The following is a 24236-nucleotide window of genomic DNA, read 5'->3' as shown; positions in this document are numbered from 1 at the left end:
CTGACTTCTGACTCCTGACTCCTAATTCTTATAGCTACAACTCAATAATTTCTCGCTCTTCGCTATCTTCAGTAGATAAGTCGGATGACTTAATTTTTTCTAAGGTTAACTGTTCCTCCACAACTACAGCTAATTCAGCGATATTAGTCGCTTCCGTCAACAATTGCTTCATAGAAATCTTAACTCCAAGTTCGGTTTGTAATTCATTTCTCAATTGCACTAATTTTAGTGAATCCATTCCCAATTGAAAGAAATTATTTTCGACTCCTACCGCTTCTGTTTGTAGAAGTTTTTGCACGATACCAACTAAAGTCTGCTCCATTTCACTTTTTGGAGGCATCAAAACTTCACCTAAATTCCCAGCTAAATTAGGAGCAGGCAACATCTTACGATCTACCTTGCCATTAGCAGTTAAAGGTAAACCATCCAAAACGATATATTCTGAAGGCATCATGTACTTAGGCAATTTCTGTTGTAAATACTCCCGCATTTGCACAAAAATAGATTGAGAATTTTGATTCTGACTGCCAACTACCGATGTCTTCAACCACTCCTTAGTCTGAGCTAAATCTATTTTTCCACCCACAAAACTATAAAGCAAAACTTGACTCGACCCCAACTTTAATAAATCTTGTAATTCTGCAAACTCAAGATAACCAATAGGACACAAACCAATTTCTTGCTTCGGTGCGCTACTCATCAATAACTGACCGATATGACCTGCTTCCAGCAAACAGAAATCCTTAGCTAACTCTCCATATATCGGAGCGATCGCTTCTAATTTCCCAATCAAAAATATGGAAAAAGCGGACTGTGCAAAAATTGGTTTATTCCCACCATAGATTTTACCTTCTATTTCGTTAGTGCTATTTATTAATATCAAACGATGTTTTGCTGGATGATAATAATATAAACCTCCCTCTAAACCTGCAACTCGGTTAGGTTTAATAAACAAGTAGGTCTGAACTGGATAGAGATTACCCGCTGAAGGATAACGATATTTTGGTAGAGGATAACCCTCCAACTCCATCTGTCGCAGACAACTTAAAAATTCGCTCAACTGTTTCAGAGAAAGCGCTTCAGATAAAAATTGCCGATAACTCTGACGCTCCAAATATCTCTGCATCAAATTGTCATCTAACTCAGTCGCGGGTAATTCGACGCTCGTAACAGAAGATTCTAATTGTTCCACCCCTGGTTGCTTGAGTTTAAATTCCATCCGCTCTATCGGATCGGTTAGCACTCCTTCCTGTTGACTTGGTTGATATGCTTCTGCCGCATTTTGAGCAGATAGCAATTCTTGGTCAAAAACGACATACCCTACTAACTGCTTTTTCTGTTGCTCTTCCCCGACAGCACTAACAACTGCTTCCTTGATACTGGGATGCTGTTGCAATGCTGCTTCTATTTCTCCTAACTCTATGCGATGGCCGTTAATTTTTACCTGGAAATCTTCCCTTCCCAAAAATTCTATATTTCCGTCTGGTAAATATCTCCCTAAGTCTCCTGTTTTATACAACCGCTCTTTTGTGACTGGATGAGTAATAAAACTTGCTTCAGTTTTTTCTGTATCTTCCCAATAACCTAATGCCAACCCTTCTCCTCCAATATAAAGTTCTCCCGTCACCCAGACTGGAGTTGCTTCCATCAATTGATTGAAAACATAAAACTGTTGGTTAGAAAGGGGTTTGCCATAGGGAATACTTTTCCAATCTGAATCAATTTTCTCAATGGGATAATAAATTGACCAAATAGATGCTTCCGTTGCTCCCCCCAGACTAACTACCTGGACTTGGGAAGTGTGGGAACCCACCCCTAACCCCTCCCAGGAGGGGAATGGGGAGGTGGAAAGAGATTGAATTTTTTCGGGTAAATTTAACGGCAACCAGTCTCCACTCAACAAAGCTAAACGCAGAGAAGGGAGTGTTGTAGTTGGTTGAGTAGATAAATATTCCACCAACATTTGCATCAGAGCAGGTACAGAATTCCACAAAGTTACTTTTGTAGTAACAATTAAATCTAACCAATGAGCAGGATCTTTGAGTAATTCGTGATTCGGAATAACAATTGTTCCTCCTGCTGCGAGAATACCAAAGATATCGTAAACCGATAAGTCAAAGTTTAAAGCAGACAGAGCTAATACTCGGTCAGATGCGCTAACAGCAAAACGTTGATTAATGTCGAGGATAGTATTAACCGCACCCCGATGATTAATTGCGACTCCTTTCGGTTTGCCTGTGGAACCAGATGTATAAATTACATAAGCTAAATCTTCCGCTGTTTGCACTGATTCCCAAGTAAGCTCAACCAGATGACGCGGAGACGCGGGGAGACAGGGACGCGGAGCGTGATCTTTCTCAACCGGAGCGTCCGCGTCTGTTCTTGACGCTCCCACCATATCGGTGTCTCCGTGTCTCCCCTTCTCCGCATCTCCGCGTCTGTTCTTGACGCTCCCACCATATCGGTGTCTCCGCGTTTCCCCTTCTGTGCGTCTCCGCGTCTGTTCTTGACTTTTTTCTAACTCTTCCTCAAGTTCCACACAGAAACACTCAATATTTGACGGCCAAGATAACCGACTCTTCAAGTGAGACTGGGTAACAATTGATTTGACTTTCCCTTGTTCGAGCAAATACCACTGTCGCTCTTGGGGTAAACCAGGATCAATAGGTAGATAAGCAGCTCCCGACATTAAAATTCCTAATACTGCAACAACCTGCTCCCATCCTTTTTCCATGACAACCCCAACTAGGTTGTTGACTTTTGCTCCTGACTCTAGTAGTCGATTTGCTAATTGACTCGCTCTTTGATATAACTCTAGATATGTAAACTTGTACTCTGGAGTAATTACTGCTAGGGACTCTCCCTGTAGCTTTACCTGTTCGATAAATAAATCCTGCAACTTACGATCGCCTACTTCTACAATTTTATGATTATTAATTTTCTCCCGTAGTTGCACTTGAGCTTCTGGTAAGAGCGATCGCTCAATTTCCAGCCAAGCTAAATCAGAAGTTGCTAACTGCTCCAGCAAATTACAATAAGCAGCAAACATATCATCTAAAAGACCTTCTGGAAATAAATCTTCCACTGCATCCCAGTTAAACTCTAACGTTCCATTTTGCTCTCTAATTTGATGGTCTAACCATACCTGCGGTGTTTGACTGATGCTATAAACCAATTCTCCTAAGTCGCCCAACATTGACGAATTTTGAGCAAGTGAGTCAAGGCCGAGGGTGCTGGTAAAAACCACCGGCATAAATTGATAGCTCTCCCGTCTGCGACTGAGTTCCCGCTGTACTTGTAAACCGCTGATATACCCATGTTCTACATCTTGCCACAATTGCTGTTGTAAATTTTGAGCGCGGGTAGTAAATGAATTAGGGAGCGAGTTGTCTACTTCCAAAAGTGTCAGGGAAGTAAAGTCTCCGACTAACTCATTCACTTGAGGATGCAAAGCAAAACGCTGAAATAGGGTAAGATTTATCGTAAATTTAGGACTTTTGCTCCACAGACTCAGAATTTCTGCAAAAGCACTCAGCAATATTCCAGAAGGAGTCAAATTAACTTGGTTTCCCCGCTCCTTCAATTTTTGCCATTGTACTGAGGAAAGTTTAGCGCTACGACGTTTAAATTCAGGTTGAGTGATGGAAGTAGGATTTTTCGCCAGAGGTAATTCCGGACCTGGGGGTAAATTATCCAAGCGGTTAAACCAATATTCCTGAGAACGTTGGTAATATGATGTTTCTCGGATCGCTAATTCTGTAAAAACGTAATCGCGGAATGATATTTCCAAAGGAGGCAGTAAATTTTCAATGTCATCACTTTTGAATTTTGACTTTTGAATTTTGACTTCTTCTAAAGGAGGCAATAAATTTTCAACATCGTCGCTTTTAACTCCTAACTCCTGACTTCTAAATTCTTCATCACTTTTGAATTTTGAATTTTGACTTTTGAATTCATTACTTTTGACTTTTGACTTTTGACTTTTGAATTCATAAATTTGAGACCATTCTCGCCCAATTACAAACATACTCAAAGCATCGGCAATTAAAGCGTCAAAACTGAGATGTAGTCTAGTTTTTTGTTGGTCTAAACGAGTTGCGCGAATCCGAAATAGAGGCCATTTATCTGTCGGTAACACCTCGTGAGACATCCGATCGCGAACTGCTTCTAATTCGGCACTTATTACTTCTGGTGGTTTTCCCTGTAAGTCTAATACTTTAATCTGATATGGAGGTACTTGCTCCAGAATTTGTTGCCTACCATCAGGTAAAAACACTGCTCGGAGCATATCGTGACGGGATATTAATTTTTGCCAAGCTAGACTCAACCGCTCCAAGTCTAAGTTATTACTGTCTATCTCCAAATAACCGTGAGCAGCAACATTTCCAAGGTCAAACCCTCCACTACGCCCCAACCAATAAGCTTGTTGAATGTCTGTCAGAGGGAAAGGTTGATAGCGTTCCTGTGGTGCAGGTGAAATTTGAGGCAGTGGTTCGAGATATTCTGGAGTTAATTCTGATAAAGTTTCCCCAATACCTGCGACTGTCGGAAATTCTAACAAACTCCGTAGCGGGAAACTGACATTAAAAGTTTGCTGCAATTGAGAAATAACCTGAGTAGCGAGTAGAGAGTGACCTCCCAATTCAAAGAAATTATCGTGGATACCTACCTTTTCCAATTTCAAAACCGTCGCCATAATTTTAGCGATCGCTTCCTCTCTAGAATTTCGAGGCGCTACAAATTCTATCTGTCTATTTTGATTTCGATCTGGTATTGGTAAAGCGCGACGGTCAATTTTACCATTGGGAGATAAAGGTAGAGTCTCTAGCATTACCCAAGCAGACGGTATCATATACTCAGGTAGTTTCTGTTTCAAGAAATTACGCAAGTCGCTTTGTTTGAGAGAGTTATCTACCGCCACAATATAAGCTGCAAGATATCTATTATCAACTTCCTCTTCTCGAACAATTACTACTACTTCCCGAACTTGAGGATGGGTACTCAAAACCGCTTCAACTTCTCCAACTTCTATCCGGAACCCACGAATCTTGACTTGATTATCGATGCGACCGATAAATTCAATATTACCATCAGGCAAATATCGTGCAAAATCTCCTGTTTTATATAACTTCTTCCCTTTTCCTTCTAATTTCTTACTTTTGACTTTTGACTTTTGACTTTTGAATTCTAATTCCTCATTACCATCAGGCAAATATCGAGCTAAGTCTCCTGTTTTATATAACCTCTTCCCTTTTCCTTCTAATTTCTTACTTTTGACTTTTGACTTTTGACTTTTGAATTCTAATTCCTCCCACATAACAAATTTTTCCGCACTCAACTCCGGAAGATTGACATAACCCCTAGCAAGACCCATCCCTCCAATATGCAGCTCGCCAACAATACCAACAGGTACAGGTTGCAACTCCCTATCTAATATATAAGTTTGTACATTAGCAAAAGGTCGTCCAATGGGAGTCAAGCGATCGCTATCCACCTCCACTTCCCCATTCCCCAACTCAAAATATGTACTATCTACCGTCGCTTCACTAACCCCATAAGAATTAATCAAGCGAGTATTTGCACCACAGTAACGCTGAAACTTTTGATATTCTCTTAAATAAAAACTATCCGAACCTACTACCAACAATTTCATAAACTGGAGATTTTGCTGAGTCTTCTCCAAATACTGAATCAAATTTCTCAAAACAACCGGAACAAACTCCGCACTATCAACTCCCTCTTGCAACATCAGTTGATATAACTTTTCTGGTTGCAAAAGGTACTCTCGCGGACACAACACTAATTTTGCACCCGAACCCAGAGCGCGAATTAAATCTCCCGAAAACACATCAAAAGAGAAACTCGCCATTTGTAAATGACTATTCAAAGACTCAAGTTGATAAGCATTTTCCCAACCATAATAAGCATTAACCAAACTGCCATGAGCGATCGCTACTCCCTTAGATTTACCTGTAGATCCAGATGTATATACAACATAAGCTAAATTATCCGGTGTAACGCTACAGTTCAGATTTATTTCTTTCTCTTGAGCAATAACTTCCCAGTCTTTATCCAATAAAACGATATTTGCCTTCAAATTTGGCAAATCTTCCACTAACTTTTCCTGAGTCAACAATACAGAAACTTGTGCATCTGAAACCATGAAACTCAAACGCTCTTGAGGATACGCTGGATCTAACGCCACATAAGCACCACCCGCTTTCAGAACCCCCAGTAATCCAATAACCATTTCCAGAGAGCGATCGACACAAATTCCTACTGGCAATTCTGGTCTGATCCCTAACCCTTGCAAATAATGTGCTAATTGATTAGCTCTAATATTTAACTCTTGATATGTCAGTTGTTCGCCTTCAAAAACTACAGCTACTGCTTCCGGACTAATCTCCACCCGTTTTTCAAACAACTGATGAATACACTTATCCCCAACATAATCTACCTGAGTCTGATTCCACTCCCATAACAAACGCTTACTTTCAGTTTCCGTAAGCATCGGTAATAAAGATATTCGTTGCTCTCTATCCGTAGCGATCGCTTCTAGCAAAGTCTGGAAATGTTCGGCCATCCGACTAATTCTTGCTTCCCCAAATAAATCTGTATTGTACCTGAAAATCCCAATTAAAGATTCCTCTGTCTCCATGACATCAAAGACCAGATCGTTTTGCCCTTCTTGCTGTGAAATTACAAAAGGTTCTAAACATAACCCTCCCCAATCTTCTTTTGCTTTTGCCTTCTCAGACACCGACAACTCATACTCCGCTCCCATTTCCTGCAACTGCAACAGGTTAAACGAAACTCGAAAAAGACCAGTCAAACTAGCATCCCGGTTTACCTGCAATTTCTCAATTAATAGAGGAGAAGGATAATCTTGATGTGCAAGAGCACCTAATACAGTCTGACGCACTTGAGATAATAACTCCGAAAACGTAGGATTTCCAGCAAGATTTACTCGCAGTGCCAACATATTCACAAAAAATCCCACAGTATCGGTAAATTCCGACTGACTTCTCCCCTCAGTGGGGGAACCAACAATAATATCTTCCTGACTGGTGTAGCGGTGCAACAATATTTGAAAAACAGTCAGCAAAGTCATATAAAGAGTTGCTCCCTCAACCTTCGCAACTTCCCTAACCTTAGCAACTAACTCCTGACTCAGTTCAAAAGTATAAGAAGTTCCCCGATAACTGGGAATAGATGGTCTAGGTTTGTCTGTGGGCAACTCCAATACTGGCAACTCACCCGCTAGTTGTTGCTGCCAATATTGCCAGAGTTTCTCTCCTGTAGGAGACGTCAACATTTCCTGCTGCCACTCTACAAAATCTCTATATTGATTTTTAATCGGAGCTAGAGAAATTGCTTTACCCCTATTTTCCGCTTGATATAGTTCCCGCAATTCACTTAGCAAAATACCAAACGAAAAACCATCGACAACAATATGATGTATCGTTAGTAAAAATACATAATCTTGTGCAGAACGAGTAAATAAATTTACCCTCAATAAAGGTCCTTGCTCTAAATCAAAAGGACGGCGATATGCAGCGATCGCTTTCTCTGTCAATTCATCCCAACTCCAAGTTGAAGCATCAATTTTCTCCAAACTTATATCTTGATGTTGATGAACTTCTTGAAAAGGTTGCTCATCTCCTTGACCAAAAGTAGTCCGCAATGATGGATGGCGAAGTATTAAAGTTTCCAAAGCTTTTTGCAAAGCACTCACATTCAACTCAGAACGAATACGAGCGGTAAAAGCAATATTATAAGCAGCACTTTTTGGTGCTAGTTTATACATAAACCAGATACCCTGCTGACCATAAGTAAGAGGATAGTATTGAGAAACCAGAACTTCCTGCTTCCGTTCCTCCAACTTAGGTGTATTAAGTTCATCGGGAGATTTAGCAGCGCGATCTATCTGTTGACCAACTAGCGTTGCCAAACTAACAATAGTAATATCTTCCATGAACTTAACTGCAGGTATCTTAACCCTCAAATCTTTTCTCAATCTATTTCTCAACTTAACAGCTATTAGGGAGTCAATTCCTAAATACTGGAGAGACTGTTGACCGTCTAATTCAGATGCAGTTATGCCGATAAATTTAGCAATTTGCTCCTGAAGATAAGCAACTAAAGAATCTTGAAATTTATCTTCGCTTATCTTTTTCCATCCTTCGAGGGAATCATACCCCTTATTTTTATATTTTTTTCTTTCTTTTACTGTTTCATAACCAGCCAATTTAGAGTTCATGGAAGAATACATTTTAGAAAAATAATCCTATATCTAATGTGTTAAAAAAGCAACCTTTTCGTGAGTCTTATTCTCAGTATTTTGAGACTAAACATTATTTAATACAGCGATGGTGACATCACCCTCAGACCAACCTTCATTTTCATCATCAAAACTACAGGAAGTCTTCAAGATAATTAAGTTCTTGCGAGCAGAGTATTTATTAATTGATAAAGTCCCATGAAACTTATCCGAATTAATTGGCTTTTTAAATTTACTAGCAAATTTGACAATTAGGAAGTTACTAAGCTGATAATGCTTATAAGTTTCCCAATCCCAATTTCCCATTACATCCCATAATTTATGCTTCACTAAGTAACCAATCAGAACATAAAACAATTGATTGTAGCAAATATTAAACTCTACTGAATTAAAATGTCCGGTATCATCAATATAACATGATTCTGGAATCGCAAAATCCCCTTGGAGATACCATATTACTCGGTCATTATTTTTTAATTTTTCTGGGAAATTTATAGATTCTGGAAAATTAAATTCAGCATTTTTGAGATATCTACATTCTTCTTTGTAAGGTTCAAGAATAGTCTGTAGTAAATCTTGATTCACACGATCTGTTTCTATATTTTCTTTGTAAATGTACATAAGCAAATAGTAAATTTAACTGCTAAAAAAAATTATTACTTTCTCCTTGAAACAAGGTAAATATTTAGATATTTGCAGCAATAAAAATTCTAAATTCACAATTCAAAGACAATTAGTCTGGGCAAGTAAGCGTGACTAATTGAAGACCAGAAAATTAAAGATTATGGTGGGGGTTTGGAAAATTAATCAATTCAAAATTATCTTTTCCTAATGCACGCATTTTGCATTTTTAATTTTGAATTCAAAAAATGGTCAATCTGATTTTTTCTCAAGGTATTAATAACATTTTCCCTGAATATTTAAGGTCTTTAAGATGTACTTTCAACCCTAATTAAGCAGATTTTTCCATACTGCAACTTTAATTCTTGTATGCGTTAAGCTAATAGCTGAGAGCTGAATACATACTTAAAAACTAAGGGAATAAAGAACAGCGCACAGAGAAAATAGGCAAGAATATTGCTAAGAAAAAATTGCTGAGGAAATAGACTGATGATGAATTAATTTTAGACCAGGAAATGTTTTTCCAACTATTCCCTGTTTCCTACTATCAAACTATTAGACATCTCCAAAAATTCAAAATCAAATCAATTCTCAAGTATAAACCCTCAATTATTTCCCCCTACTCTGTACGGACGTTTAGCTGGCGCACAATTTTACCGTTTGTCATGCTTCGCAAACGTTAACGCGGAGCGACATGGAAAGCGTTTGCGGAGCATTCCGTCAGGAAAGCATTCCCTATATGAAAACGCATTTTTGTTATGCAACGTTCCTACCTACTCCCTACTCATTACTAGACATCTCCAGAAAAGAGGGAACTGGGAACTGGGAACTGGGAACAGAGAAGAATAATTGATAATTTCTGGATAAGAATTGATTTTATTTTTTATTTTTGGAGACGTCTACTCATTACTCATTACTCATTACTCATTACTCATTACTCCCTCTTTTCTACAGATTTCTATTGACTACCAGCTACTAAACACTAAATTTTAGTAAGTATTTTTGAGTGTTCTTCCACTGCTTTAGAAGAGACATAAAATGGTAAGTTATCATAAATACCAATACGATAGCTTACACTTTTCTCACCTTCAGGAACTGCTGATGCTTTATGATTTATAGTTCTGTTTTCCCATAAAATAATATCCCCATCCTGCCATTTATGAGTATATATATGCTCTTCACGTTCAATAAACGCAAATAACTCCCGCAAAACTTTTTTGTTTATTTCGTAATCTAAACCTACAATACGAGTGGTAAAACCCGAACTCATGTACAAGATTTTTTTCTGAGTCAGGGGATGAGTAATGACACCAGGATGTTGGACTGCCGGAAATCTATCCTGTATCTCATGGAAAATATCTATAAGTGCTTTATCAATGTCCCACTCTTGCACCTTATAACGCCATTTTGCTTCATGTATCAAATAGTTTCCCTCAACATAACTTTTTAAATGAGCAGGTAATTTTTGATAAACCTGCTGCATATCTATATAGTAAGTTTCTCGAATTGAATTAGGGATAATTTGTGGATGGAGCATCGTTAAAGGTAGAGGTTCCTCTAAAAAAGCACAGTCAGTATGCCAGTATTTACCAGTTCCACGAACCCCAAATTTCTTTCCGTCTTTGAGAACATTAGACGATACAAATATTTCTGGGTGATCTGGATGATGATAATTATCTTGAGGATAGATTTGTGGTGTACCTAATTTTTTGGCAAATTCTAAATATTCCTGAGTGCCGATATTTTGGTTTCTAAAGATAACTAATTTATGTTCGTAGACGAGTTGTTTAATGCTTCGGATCTCTGATGGAGCTACTGAAGTAATATCTAGCTCTAGAACTTCTGCTCCAATTGATTCTGAAGATGGTTTATTAACTTTCATTTATTTTTTGCCCTTGATTTATTTTGAAAGCAGGAGTGAATTTGAAATAGCACTCAGCTATCGTCAGCGCATTATGGGGAATACTAAAGAGAATGATCCACGTATAGAAAGCCCATCAGTGCCGACTCAATATATATATAGTGGGGAAGTAACAACTTAAAATTTTTAGCTGATAAGTGTTGACTCAGTTATGAATTAGGACAAATTATAAAGGTTCATACTTACCTAAACATCTTTACTTAACAAAGTTTTTAGATTTTAAAAGTTTGACAGCACATCAAACCAAGGACAATCGGAATTGGAAACAGTTGTTAAATTAGTTATGTTTAGCGATCGCTATTGCCGATAATTAGTGCATTATCTAAATTTACAGGTAATTTAGCTGTTAAATTTTGATAGCAAAAAGTTTGACAGCACGTCAAATCAAGGACAATCGGAATTGGAAACAGTTGTTAAATTAGTTATGTTTAGCGATCGCTATTTCTGGCAATTAGTTAGTGTCTTATCTAAATTTACAGGTAATTTACCTGATGTAATTTCATAAGCTTAACTTTGACAGCACGTCAAATCAAGGACAATTATGACTAGTAGAAACTGTTGTTAAACTATTTATGCTTGACGATTGCTATTTCTAGCAATTAGTTAGTGTCTTATCTAAATTTACAGGTAATTTATCTGATGTAATTTCATAAGCTTAAGTTTGACAGCACGTCAAATAAGGGACAAATATGAGGATGTCAACTTGTAAGATATATTTGGCAATGTCATACAATGTAGCGATCTTTATTGCTCCCATAGTATGTATTGTCTAACCTACAGGCACTTTACCAAAATTTACCGATAACATAGATGATGAAAAAAGTTTGACAGCGCGTAATATCACGGACAACTCAATTGTGAAAATATTGTTAAATTAGTTATGTTTGGCGATCGCTATTGCTGGCAATTAGTGTATTATCTAAATTTACAGGTAATTTAACTGTGATATTTTGATAACCAAAAGTTTGACATGATGTCAAATCAAGGACAACAACATAGGTTGGTAACACCGCTCAAACTATTTATGCTTGGCGATCAATAATATTGCCGACAATTAGTCTATCATCTAAATTTACAGGTAATTTAACTGTGATATTTTGATAACCAAAAGTTTGACACGATGTCAAATCAAGGACAACAATATAGGTTGGTAACACCGCTCAAACTATTTATGCTTGGCGATCGCTATTGCTGGCAATTAGTGTATTATCCAAATTTACAGGTAAATGACCTATTACAATTTTATAAGTAAGTTCGAGTTTGACGATGTGTCAAATCATGGACAAATCGAGGATGTCAACTTCTAGGAAATTAGGTAGAGATTTTTTTCAACAAATAATCACATTTTTTCCAAGATTTTGATACTATAATACATCCGTATCACTTAAAATAAACTTAGATCAATTTCACTATATGGAAGATTTCACTGTTTCTGTTGCCTTTGACCGGACTGATGTAGAAGTTGGAACAGGCCCTATATCTGTTGTAACTAATGATTTCGACGGTGATGACAATTTAGATTTAGTCGTTGTCAATTTTGGAGGTAATGACGTTTCTTTCCTATCCGGAGATGGTACGGGAAATTTCAGTGACCCGACCAATTTTTCAGTTGGACAAGGACCTACCTCTGTAATAGCAGAGGATTTTAATGGTGATGGAGAATTAGATTTAGCTGTTAGTAATGCTTTCGAGAGCAATGTTTCAGTATTATTTGGAGATGGGTCAGGTAATTTTGAGGCTCCTGTTAATTTTCCAGTAGAGACATTCGCTACTAACTTGGAAGCAAGTGATTTTAATGGTGATGGAGAGTTAGATCTAGCGGTTGTTAACTTTGGAGGTGGAGAAGACAACCCAGACCGTGGAGTAGATGGGGTTTCAATTCTTTTAGGAGACGGTCAAGGTAGTTTTGCCCCACGCTCAGATATTTTATTTGGAACAGGAGCTTTTGACCTGACAGTAGGAGATTTTGACAACGATGGGAATGAAGATTTAGTTGTTGTTAATGCTTTTAGCGATGACGTTTCCCTCCTATTGGGAAATGGGGATGGTACTTTTAACGAGCCCATTAACTTTGAAGGAGGAGAGCGACCTAATGCGATTAAGTCTGGCGATTTCAATCAAGATGGGAATCTAGATTTAGTAGTCGCTAACGCAGATGATAATAGTATTTCAGTCTGTTTAGGAAATGGGGATGGTACTTTTGAGCGTGCTGACTTCTCTGTAGGTTTGAATCCAACAGATGTTGGAATAGGAGATTTTGATGGTGACAATATTCTAGATATAGCAGTTGCTAACTTTTTCAGCAATAGTGCCTCAATTTTGCGAGGGGATGGAACTGGAAACTTTGATAATCGAAATGACGTAGGAGTAGGAAATACAGCTAGAGCTGTAGCTAGTGGAGATTTTAACGAAGACGATCGCCTAGACCTAGTAGTTGCCAAACTCGGGCCGGACGAAGGGCCTTTTGCAACAGACATTTCTCTCTTGCTAAATACAGGTCCTTTGATTAGAGGAGGTAGGGACAACGATATTCTACCTGGTACCACAGAAAACGACAGTATTATTGGCGGTCGGGGTAATGACTCCCTCTACGGAAAAGACGGCGACGATATTTTAGCAGGTCGTCAGGGTTTTGACCGCTTGTTTGGTGGTAATGGTGACGATACTCTCAGAGGTGGTCAAGGTCGCGATCGTCTCAATGGTGGAACCGGCAACGATGAACTTACAGGAGGAGTTAGTATTGACCGCTTTATTTTTAATACGAATCAAGCGTTTCAGTCAGAAGATTTAGGTATAGATAGTATTACCGATTTTTCTCAAACTCAGGGAGGCACTGGAGACATTATTCTTCTCGATCTTACAACTTTTAGTGCTATTAACAGTGAGTCAGGAACGGGCTTCAGTATAGCTGATGAGTTTATAACAGTAACCAGTGATGAGCTTGCAGAAACAGTTGATGCAGTAATTGTCTACAATAGTTTAAATGGTAATTTATTCTATAATGCTAATGGTAGTGAAGCTGGTTTTGGTGATGGAGATCAGTTTGCCACTTTGACAAATACTGCTTCATTGGCAGCAGATGATTTCTTCCTCAGAAGTTAGTCAGTATTGTAGTATTTTCCCGATGATATCCCCAAAATTATTTACTGGAAAATGGTATTCTGCCATGTTTTTTAACGCCTCCTGAACCGCAAAAGTCACTTTTGCGAACAAAGGTACACCTGCCACGGTTTGCCAAATTCCTACAAACAAAGAGCATTGAAATACTCCCGACGTTGCGCTTACGCGACAACGCGGGATTCTTCAGCCTTTATTGCTAGCTGTGGTGGTGTAAGTGTTTCAGTGCTAAAAAAATACATAGAGAATTAGGACGAACCACATAGATAACGCCCGGCTTTCCCATACGACGCTCCCCTTATAGCTGCCGCTAGGCTCCGCCTTTCATGTCGGCGACAGCCGAAACGGGATAGCGCGGGACTTCCCACCGGGGGAGTTATATCTTGTCCGGTTGAATAGTTATAATTAAAGTTCGTAGTAGGGCTTCAGCCCTAAGTATATATCGGGCTGAAGCCCTACTACAAACAAAAACTTTTTTATCACTGATTATCCGGACATGATATTAAAGCGAAAAGTTTTCCCTATTATTCTGTAGAGTGGTAGGGGAATTGGTAATATTTTTATCATTTTTCTTTATTCCTTCTTTCCTCTTCCTTTTAAATCACTGAATCAATTTCTCCCAAGCTCTCCATAAAACGTCTGCAGTTTCCACCGGACTATTAGGTAAACTTTGCCTTGCCTTTTCCAAACACATTTGTGCTTTTTGCTCATCTCCAGACTTCCTAATTGCCAAACTCAACCACAACCAAACCATCGGTTGTTCTGGTTGAATATCCAAGGACTTAAAATAACTTTCCACAGACTTTTCATATCTATTAAATTGATAAAACAAAACCCCTAAATTCCGCCACCCTTGCCAATGATTCGGTTGTAACTTTACCGTCTTTTCATAACAAAAAATTGCTTCCTCATAACGTTTTAACTGATAACAAACCTCAGCCTTCTTATACCAAGCATCATAATTATGAGGTCGAATATTAATAGCTCTATCATAAGCAGCGATCGCCTCCTCAGTTTTGCCAAATTCTTGCATAATTCGACCTTTAAGAATTTGCGGAATTCCCCCTAGCATTTTTGTTAACAAGGAAGGATTATTACCACCTGTTTGAGAACCCGAAGCAGCAAAACTTTTCTGATATTTAACGGACTCTAATTTTGTTAAAACCTCTGCTACAGACTGATACCTTTCATTAATATTCGGAGCCAAAAGCTTATCAATAATTATCCCCAATTCTTCACTAATATTAGATTGTAAATATTGTCGCCAAACCCACTGACCTTCAAGGACATCAAACAACTCAAAAGGCACTACTTGAGTCAACAAATATATACAAGTAACCCCCAAATTATAAAGGTCACTCGCAGGAACCGCCTTCCCCGCTAACTGTTCCGGGGCCACATATCCCGCACTACCAATCATAGTTCCAGTTTTGCCCAGGGAAGAGTCCGTAATTACCTTACTTGCTCCAAAATCCACCAACACCAACTGGCCTTTAATTTCCCCTCCACCATCAGGAAGCGTAATAGAATTGCGCCGAATAATATTTTCTGGTTTAATATCCCGATGAATTACCTGCTGTTCGTGGACAAATTCCAACACAGGCAACAAATCCCAAAGTAATTGCTGAATCTGATTTTCTGTAAAAGTCCCATTGGTAACCAACTCTTGCTCCAAATTTTGCCCATCAATAAATTCTTGGACTAAATATTGTTGCTCCCCCTGTTGAAAATGAGCCATTAATTCGGGAATTTGGGGATGTTGACCCAACTCATCAAGTCTAATAGCTTCCCGACGAAACAACTCAGCAGCTTTTTCTGCATTAGCAGTATTTTGGGGAAAAAATTGTTTAATTACGCACCTGGGCAGGGAGGGTTTATGTTCATCCACAGCCAAAAAAGTTTTACCAAAGCCACCTTGACCAATCGGTTTAATAGGGCGGTAGCGATCGCCCAGTAGCAATTTAGCTCCGCAGCTTTGGCAAAATCTATTTTCAGATGGATTATATGGCTTTCGGCATTCAGAGTTGAGGCAGTAGCTCATTTCAGTTATTAGTTATCAGTTAACAGTTATCAGTACCTCCTACTGAAAAAGTGCATTGAAAAATACATTTTTTTGAGAACTTAAGTAGTTTTGCCTTATCTATATTCTTGCTCCCTACTCTCCATCCCCCCATCTCCCCATCTCCCAACCTCATTTAGCTGGTATTTTGTCAGAGTCAGTTTCTAGAACTACAGTAGGAATAGGTACTTCTTCAACTGCCGGATGTCTTTCTATAGTTAGATCTTTCTGCTGAGAACCAGATAATCGTTTCAGAAGTTTAGGTTTCGGGTCATGCAGCAAATAAATAATCTGGTCGCCTGGTTGCCAATTTTCAGTAGCTGGAAATATTTGAAGACTTCCTTCCCGTTGAATCAAAAGTGGAATCAACTCCCCAGACTTAATTAGTGCTTTGAGGTGAGTCTTTTGAAACTCAAATCCCAATTGCTTCAGCACTGTTTCACCTAATTTCACCTCTTTATCAGAAAGATATTGATTCCAACTTTTTAGATTTAACTCAGTTGTAAATGCTTGTTGAACTTTATCTTTACTATTATTATGATTTTTCTCTTGGGGACTTTTTGGATAAACAGCTAATACCCTTGGAGGCTTAAATTCTTCTGCTGCTCTTTGAGCCAAAACTAAATTCACTTCCCCATTCTTGGTCATTGCTAAGAAAGTTCCTACTGATTCTAAACCTGCCTTTTCTAGGACATTAGTATCTAAAGCACTACTTTTGTATACTTGTAAACCTTCTGTCTCTGCTTGTTTACAACTTTCCTCATCTGTATCAATTAGTACCACTGATTCACCCCTATCCTTAAATATTTTGCCAATTAGTCGAGATAGAGGATTTGAACCGACTATAACAGCACCTTTAGCAGCACTAGAAGTAATTCCCAAAAATTGAGCCACAAACCTTGCGGTTAGTCCTTGACTAAAAACCGTCATCATAATAGTCAAGAACACCAAAGCTTTAATAGAATCACCACCATTGATACCTTTCTGAGTTAACAAGATGGCAAACAGAGAAGAAACTGAAGCGGAAACTATCCCTCTGGGAGCGACCCAACTCACAAACATCTTTTGTCGCCAATTAAGCTGACTATTCCAAGTACAGAGTAATATATTGAGAGGTCTAACCAAGAACATCAAGGTTAAAACTGTAAATACACTTCCCCAACCTAGAGCAACTACACTTGCTAAGGATAGGTCTGCTGCTAGCAAGATAAATAATACCGAAACAGCTAGCATTGTTAGCTGCCCTTTAAACCGTCTGATTAGTCTTAACTCTGGTATTTCGGCTGCCCCAACTACCATTCCTGCTACTACTGTAGTCATTAATCCTGATTCGCTACGAATTTGTTCTGCTAGGCCAAACATTCCCCAAAGAGCAGCTAAAACTACTAAATTTGCTAATTCTTCAGAGAGAAACTTTGCTCTTTTCAAACCAAACCCAAGTAGCCAACCTCCTGCTGCACCAATAATAGTACCCATTCCTAAGCGCACAACTAGGTCTCTAAATAATCCTAAAGGGTCAGCACCTTCATTTAAAACAATATTAAGTACCAATACAGCTAAAATTGCTCCTACAGGATCGATGAGAACTCCTTCTCCCTCCAGTAAAGTAGCTACTTTTCGGTCTACTGATACCTGTTTTAGTAATGGTCCTACTACTGTTGGCCCTGTAACTACTACTAGGGAGGCATAAAGAAATGCGATCGGCCAAGGAAATTCTCCTAACCAGTGAGCAGCCATACCTCCACCAATTAGTGTGATTAATGTCCCTATGGTCACTAAGTTGCGGATACTGCCGGAAACTCTTCCTAACTCTCTGAGTTCCAAATTGAGCCCCCCCTCAAACAGGATTAGGGCTACAAATAGAGAGACTATAACTTCTAGACCACTGCCTAATAGATTTGGATGTACTAGGCCCAAGCCATCTTTACCTACTAAAATACCAAACAGTAGCAAAAAGACTATTGCAGGTACTTTAAGGTAGGCTGCCACAACTTGGGAACCTATACCACTGGCTACTGTCAGGATAATCAGCAGAGTTATATTAAACGGTATTTCCATAAGCGTTTTTTCCCAGGCTTACCAGCTTTTTTGCTAAGGGTTCAGATTTTAGCTCTGAATTTTTCTCTTTATAATTTTTGCTGGTTAGTTTTTCTAGATTTTTTTCTAATTTAGGGATAAAGTTATTATTTTTTTTGATTAATTAGTTTTTGATTCAAAACCAGGTTTTTTACAGCAATTATTTGCATAAAACGATTTAACTACCAAGTTTATTACTTTTTCATCAGTTTGTTTTTTTGCCTAATTTATTCCTGTATATATGGGCTAATTTTTGCCCATCTTTCTCCAAAAATATATAAATCTCATTTGTATTATAACTACTATTAACCAAAGTGCAACTATACCTAGTTTTTTCACTTTTGCATAACTAGAGATAATCTCTCTATATAGTACCAATTTGATAAAATAATGTTACAAAAAAGTCTTGATACGAAGCACGGTATCTAGATAGGTAGCGTAAATATTTATCCAGATGGTATAATTTTAATTTAAAAAAATAATGTGATAAGTAATTTGAGTGATTAAAAGACTTTAGATGAGATGTCTCTTTAGACTAATTAATGAAGAGAGCCTGACTCTAAGAAATGGTTAGAGTCAATTTCTCTTGCCTAGTGTAAATCGTTAGTCCGATAGTCACCCTACCTGAATACTGAGGATTTCTAGCCATCTCTCAAATTTACTGATAATTGCTAATTTATCCGTTAGTAATTTTCTGCATTTTATTTCCAGATAACCGCCGATTTATAGAAGAAATTGCTCTTACAGGTATTTCTGTTAATTGAGCTAAAATCAAATTCCAGAGATAACCATATTGCGGATTATTTTTCAGTAACAAAAGTTCGGCAAATACATAAAATCTTTTAGTTCTTTTATATTCAGGAGGATTATCTTCTATCCTAATTTGTTCTGGTTTTGGCAATTTATGACCGATAATTTTTCCCTGCTCATAATACTTTGCTTGAATAGACAGACCTAATAATCTATCCAGACACCAGAAAGGAAAATATTTGAATGGTCCCGACAAAATCATCGCATCTCTAATATCTGCTAAAGTTGCTTGTACAATTTCATTTTTCCATACCTTTTTATCAAAGTTTTCTGTATGCCATCCTTGATGATCTTTTCTTCCTCTTAACATACAAAATGGATCGAATTTATTATGCAAGGGAGCTATGGGTATTTCCACCATATAATTTGGTTGGTTCTGTAAATTTTGATCCCCATTCCTTACACCACAAGTCTTCATATCATCAATATTATGTAATGCTTCCCAAGGAGATTTTAATCCTGCTTCATCACCGTATGTTACTTCTTTTCTATTAAGTCTTAAAACCCAACTATCGGGGAATTTTGTAAAATATTGTTTGGTTACTTCTGCAATATCTGGATAGAGAAGTTCATCACAATTTACTGTTAAAATATATTTTCCTGAAGCATTCATTAGTCCTGTCATTCTTTGAATTATTTCTCCACGAAATGAGCTATTGATTTGCTGCATTCGGGGGTCGCTAATTGGGAGTTTTTTCATTCCTGGAGGATGAACTAATATTAATTCTACATCTCCGTTAATTTTTAACAGAGATTCGAGCCAATATTCGGGAAGTCCTTCTCTTGTGGGGACTACAATTGATAATATTGGTTGAGTCATTTTAGTTATCAGTTATTAGTTATCAGTTATCAGTACCGACCGTTGAAGTCGGAGGTTTGAGACCTTATTTCTGGGTCATACATACTTGTATGAATTAAGAATATTAAGTGTATTTTAGCAAATGTGTGGAGCGTGAGTCAATAATTTAATTTTTGAGTAGTGTTACTTATATTTTTTAGTAGAGAATAAGTGGGATTTGATATAAAATTTTTTCAAAGTCTTTCTAACCATTTTTGGAGTGCTAAATCAATTAATGAGTCTAGAGATTTATCGGCATCTAAAACTTGTGTTTTTAATTCTTGTCGTGTTGTTGCTTCCTCTGATTTTTTATCATCCCTAAATAACTCCCGATCTTCATAATTTGTACTATTTTATTGTAGGGGTTTTGTCTCTCAACCCAAGTAAAAATCGGATGAAAATACCAGAAAATTACAGTTTTTTCCACAAATTATTTACGATTGCTATAATTTTCTTCAAATTCTTTCTAACCATTTTTGGAGTGCTAAGTCAACTAATGAGTCTAGAGATTTATCATCAGTTTTAATACGTTTAACTCTGACGGATCCTATCATTCCACGTAAATGGTGTACACCAATCCCTTTACGACAAGTACCTACAATAATTAATTTACCTTTCCAATCTGTATATACTAATGTTCTTACTATTCTTTTATTATCTTGTAAAGGTAGCCATAGAAACAATATTAATTCACCTTTAGTATTTGAGCAAAATTCAGCAGAAAATTTGCTGGTTTTATTATTACCATTACCATATCTCCTAACACTGCCAGCATAATAAAATTCTCGCATCCTACTGTCAAACCCTAGAATTTTTTTTCTAATCCTAAAAATCTCTTCTTGTTGTTGAGCATCTAAATTATTTACAACTTTCAAAAGTGCTTTAGGTGGAGCTGGTATATCTAAATCATTTTCTAGTTCTTGATAGGGAAGAATTGCCTTTGAAATCTCTCCATTATCAACATCTTTCAAACAAAGATAAAACTTATCCTCGTCTTGAATAACAGAAAACTCCAAAAACTGAAAATCAAGAGTATGATACTTTCTATCTGTAAAATTATCCCGATGAAAACTAGGAGTAATTGCTACTAATCTTACAGGTTGCTGATAATCAACTTTGTCACTAAAAGGTTTCTCATCTAACAAAGCATCATAATAACGAGTCAACTGTTGAACAATTCCCCTATCCTCAACATTTTTCAACTCCAAAACTACTAATTTTTTCTGACTATCAACAGCTAAAATATCGCACCTTTGATTATTCACAATATATTGTCTATTTAAGATATTTAAACCCAGTAAAATTTCCAAATGTTCATAAAGAAAATCCTCTAAAATTTCCTCACTGACAAATTCCCATCCCGAGCCAGTCTTTTTTAAAGATGCGTTACTTAACATATAAAATAATGGATAATTGATAATTGATAATTAGAAATATAGCGTTTTTATTTGAGATGTGGAAACAGACTGCTATTAAAAAGGTATGGAGGTTTGGGAGAATGGGCAACGGTAAAGAATATAAAACAATGGATAATTAATAATTAGAGATATAGCGTTTTTATTTGAGATATTGACATCTCATTTGAAAACACTATAGTTTTCATTATTAATTATCAATTATCCATTATCCATTATTAATTATCAATTTTCGCCCAACGATTTTGACTTTGCTCTAAATGTTCTAATAATTCCTGTTGACTCAAAGAGGGTTTTTTACAAATCAAACCTTGACAAACTAACCCTACAGAATTTTCTGGTAAATCTGTTTCTCTCTTATAAATAGCAGTAGGAAAATACTGAGTAATTAAATTAGAAATTTCTGCTTCAGAAGTTCTGACTAAAGTTTGATTTCTGTACCAGTCTAGGGCAACAAATAAACTTGGACAAGCTTGGGGAGATTTTTTGATTATGCTGCTAAAAGCTATTAAAGCTGACTCAGCTCGGTCGAGATAATGCAATTCTTCAGTTAGCAAAGATAGACGTACTAAATTAGTAATTGCTATGCCATTTGCTGCGGGAGTTGCATTATCAATATAGTTCCTTTCTCGTAATATTAATTCTCCACTAACATCTGTAGGAGCATTGTAATAACCTGCTGCTTCAAGACTCCATAAAAATTCATCAAATTCATCTTGTAATTTGATGGCTGTTTCTAACCAAAAATTAGGATTTGATGCAGTTTCTAAACTAATCGAAGCTTGCTGTAAATCTAGCAATGCTTTAATAAACAAGGCATAGTCTTCTGACTGGGCAATCACGGCAGCTTTTCCTTCATAATTTAGGCGATGAAAACGTCCATCAACCCACTGATTTTTGATGATGAAATTAGTAGCATTAAGGGCTAACTCTAGATATTCTAAGTTGTTAAATACTGTGGCTGCTCTTGCTAAACCAGAAATCATTAAACTATTCCAGGCAACAATCATTTTAGTGTCTGTTACTGCGGGAATTCTGCCTGGCCAGTTATTATTTTTTGCCTCTTGATTATTCGTTGCTGGTGGAAAAGTTTCTAGATTGAAAGGTTTAGCGCCATATCGCACTTCAAATAATTTAGATAGAGAATTTTCTACAGTTTCACTTAACTCTCCTGCTTGTTTTCTTTGCAATACAATTTTTCCTTCAAAGTTACCATTAGATGTGATAAAAAATTCTTCTGAGAGTTCGGATAATTCTTCCGAAGTTAACAAATTTTCTAATTCTTTATAACTCCAAACATAGAAAGCTCCTTCTTCTGGTTCGACCTCATCTGGAGTAGTAAAACTATCAGCATCTTGAGAAGCATAGAAAAATCCGGCAGATGCTGTCATTTCTCTTTTTAGCCAATTTACTGTTTCAATAATTCCTCGTTTAAAGGCTAATTCTTGATATCCTGCACTCCATAAATTAGCTAAATATTCAACAATTTGACCGTTATCATAGAGCATTTTTTCAAAGTGGGGAACTGTCCAAGTAGCATCTACTGTGTAACGATGAAAACCACCCGCTACATGATCATAAATTCCCCCTAAAGCTAAATCTAATCCTCTTTTTAAACAAATTTCATTGCCATTATATTGAGATTCAAAATTAAACCTTGTTCCTTGTAAAGCTGCTTCAGCATAAGGCATCATTGGAAAGCTTTGTTGGGAGTAGCGATCGCTAATAATTGCGGTACTAACTTCTAAGCCTTTTTGTAATACTTCTTCGCTTAAATCTTCTGATTCTGGTAATAAAACTGACTGCCTTAAACCATTTAATATTTCTGTTTTTAAAGAGTCAAGTTTGTTTTTTTCTAAGTCATAAAAAACCCGAATTTTTTGCAAAACTTCTAAAAATCCTGGTCGTCCATAACGAGGTTCAACAGGGAAATAAGTACCACCAACAAAAGGTGTTAAATCATCAGGAGTTAAGAATATATTTAACGGCCAACCACCTTGCCCAGTTAACATCTGTAATGCCTGCATATAGATGCTATCTACATCAGGTCTTTCTTCTCGATCTACTTTAATTGGTAAAAATTTTTCATTCAAATATTGGGCGATTTTATCATCAGAAAATGCTTCTCCTTCCATAACTGTACACCAGTGACAACTTGAATAACCAATTGATAGAAAAATAGGTTTATCTTGTTGTTTTGCAGTTTCTAAAGCTTCCTCACACCACGGCCACCAATCTACAGGATTTTCTGCGTGTTTGCGAAGATAAAGACTTTGGGATTTAGCTAAACGATTAGTCATATTAATGTTTCCCATAATTACGGATCGTATTGTCAATTATCTGAGTGTTTTTAAGTATAGATAATTAACTTTGCTGAAGATTATAACGTATTTATAATTTATAAGCATTCAGCCCTCAGCTAGCCTCCTGCATAGGAACTACGTTAACAGCTATGAGTTATTAACTCATTATCACACCGAAGCAGACTTACTATTGTTTTTGGGACTTGATTTAGATAAACTCTTATGATTTAATTCTAATGCTTACTCTTGATTTAATGATAAAAATTTTGTTGGTTGCCTTCTGTCTATTGAGTGTAAAACTAGAGCTATTGAATTTTTTTATCTTTATTCCAAAGAAGGACTAGACTAGAAATTTGTCTGACAAAAATCTTCTTTTGCTCAGATAAATTTATCTAGACATTAACTCTAACAGATTCGGCTGAATGAAATATTTTTACTGGTAAATTATCGAGGCAATTCAATAATTAATAATTAATTGTTAATTATTAAGTAGGTGGGCTTAATTATCGGTACAATAGCAATAAAAATTCATCGGCAGTGAAAACATTTTGAAGACTAGGTTATAAGTCCTTTTTCATATTTTTTATTTTGACCTTTATTTATGCCTACCTACTTACCTCTTCTTTTTAAGAATAGGATTGGTTAAAAGGAAAAATTTTTCTCCCTGAAAGGAGAAGCTTTAAACCTTAGTTTTTCGGTAAGGAATATTTTTTATCGGGGAGTTATTAAATGGTCTTCCCACCAAAGCTGTAAGATTTTTTTGTGTTTTTAATCAGAGGGAGTAGACGAAAAATT

The 24236-nt window shown here is 37.0% G+C and carries 11 protein-coding genes; 1 reads left to right on the top strand and 10 read right to left on the bottom strand.

All coding sequences use genetic code 11. From position 1 onward, the window contains the following. Positions 1-34 precede the first annotated feature (34 nt). From ACP6PL_RS25360 to ACP6PL_RS25340, 5 genes are all read right to left on the bottom strand, one after another. Positions 35-8260 carry an amino acid adenylation domain-containing protein gene (locus ACP6PL_RS25360; RefSeq protein ID WP_426548109.1) on the bottom strand — a complete coding sequence of 2742 codons (8226 nt, stop codon included), beginning with the start codon at positions 8258-8260 and terminating at the stop codon, positions 35-37. An 87-nt stretch (positions 8261-8347) separates the two neighbouring features. Further along, the gene (locus tag ACP6PL_RS25355) at positions 8348-8902 is read right to left on the bottom strand and encodes an FcoT family thioesterase (protein ID WP_426548108.1); all 555 of its coding nucleotides are present in this window, start codon (positions 8900-8902) and stop codon (positions 8348-8350) included. A 982-nt stretch (positions 8903-9884) separates the two neighbouring features. Beyond that, entirely contained in the window at positions 9885-10784 is a 900-nt protein-coding gene (locus ACP6PL_RS25350; RefSeq protein ID WP_426548107.1) for a TauD/TfdA dioxygenase family protein, read from the bottom strand. Between the two features lie 917 nt (positions 10785-11701). After that, positions 11702-11833 carry a hypothetical protein gene (locus tag ACP6PL_RS25345; protein WP_426548106.1) on the bottom strand — a complete coding sequence of 44 codons (132 nt, stop codon included), beginning with the start codon at positions 11831-11833 and terminating at the stop codon, positions 11702-11704. A gap of 12 nt (positions 11834-11845) precedes the next feature. Next, entirely contained in the window at positions 11846-11980 is a 135-nt protein-coding gene (locus ACP6PL_RS25340; RefSeq protein ID WP_426548105.1) for a hypothetical protein, read from the bottom strand. A 256-nt stretch (positions 11981-12236) separates the two neighbouring features. Here ACP6PL_RS25340 and ACP6PL_RS25335 point away from each other — a divergent pair, with 256 nt between their 5' ends. Continuing rightward, positions 12237-13925 carry an FG-GAP-like repeat-containing protein gene (locus ACP6PL_RS25335; RefSeq protein ID WP_426548104.1) on the top strand — a complete coding sequence of 563 codons (1689 nt, stop codon included), beginning with the start codon at positions 12237-12239 and terminating at the stop codon, positions 13923-13925. Between the two features lie 616 nt (positions 13926-14541). Here the strand turns inward: ACP6PL_RS25335 and ACP6PL_RS25330 are convergent. From ACP6PL_RS25330 to ACP6PL_RS25310, 5 genes are all read right to left on the bottom strand, one after another. Next, positions 14542-15981 carry a protein kinase domain-containing protein gene (locus ACP6PL_RS25330; protein ID WP_426548103.1) on the bottom strand — a complete coding sequence of 480 codons (1440 nt, stop codon included), beginning with the start codon at positions 15979-15981 and terminating at the stop codon, positions 14542-14544. Positions 15982-16131: 150 nt separating this feature from the next. After that, the gene (locus ACP6PL_RS25325) at positions 16132-18057 is read right to left on the bottom strand and encodes a cation:proton antiporter (RefSeq protein WP_426548102.1); all 1926 of its coding nucleotides are present in this window, start codon (positions 18055-18057) and stop codon (positions 16132-16134) included. Positions 18058-18751: 694 nt separating this feature from the next. Further along, positions 18752-19705: a glycosyltransferase family 2 protein gene (locus ACP6PL_RS25320; protein ID WP_426548101.1), complete on the bottom strand. Its 954-nt coding sequence runs from the start codon at positions 19703-19705 to the stop codon at positions 18752-18754. Positions 19706-20178: 473 nt separating this feature from the next. Further along, a complete protein-coding gene (locus ACP6PL_RS25315) occupies positions 20179-21120 on the bottom strand; it encodes an endonuclease NucS domain-containing protein (protein ID WP_426548100.1) in 942 nt (313 codons plus the stop codon). Positions 21121-21356: 236 nt separating this feature from the next. Continuing rightward, positions 21357-23438, bottom strand: a complete 2082-nt coding sequence (locus ACP6PL_RS25310; protein WP_426548114.1) for a thioredoxin domain-containing protein — start codon at positions 23436-23438, stop codon at positions 21357-21359. Positions 23439-24236 lie beyond the last annotated feature (798 nt).

Origin of the sequence: Dapis purpurea BLCC-M126, from assembly GCF_050015975.1 — a bacterium.
In the GTDB taxonomy this organism is placed as follows: domain Bacteria; phylum Cyanobacteriota; class Cyanobacteriia; order Cyanobacteriales; family Microcoleaceae; genus Trichodesmium.
The sequence above is the reverse complement of the archived record's forward strand: the minus strand, read 5'-3'. Positions and strand labels throughout refer to the sequence as shown.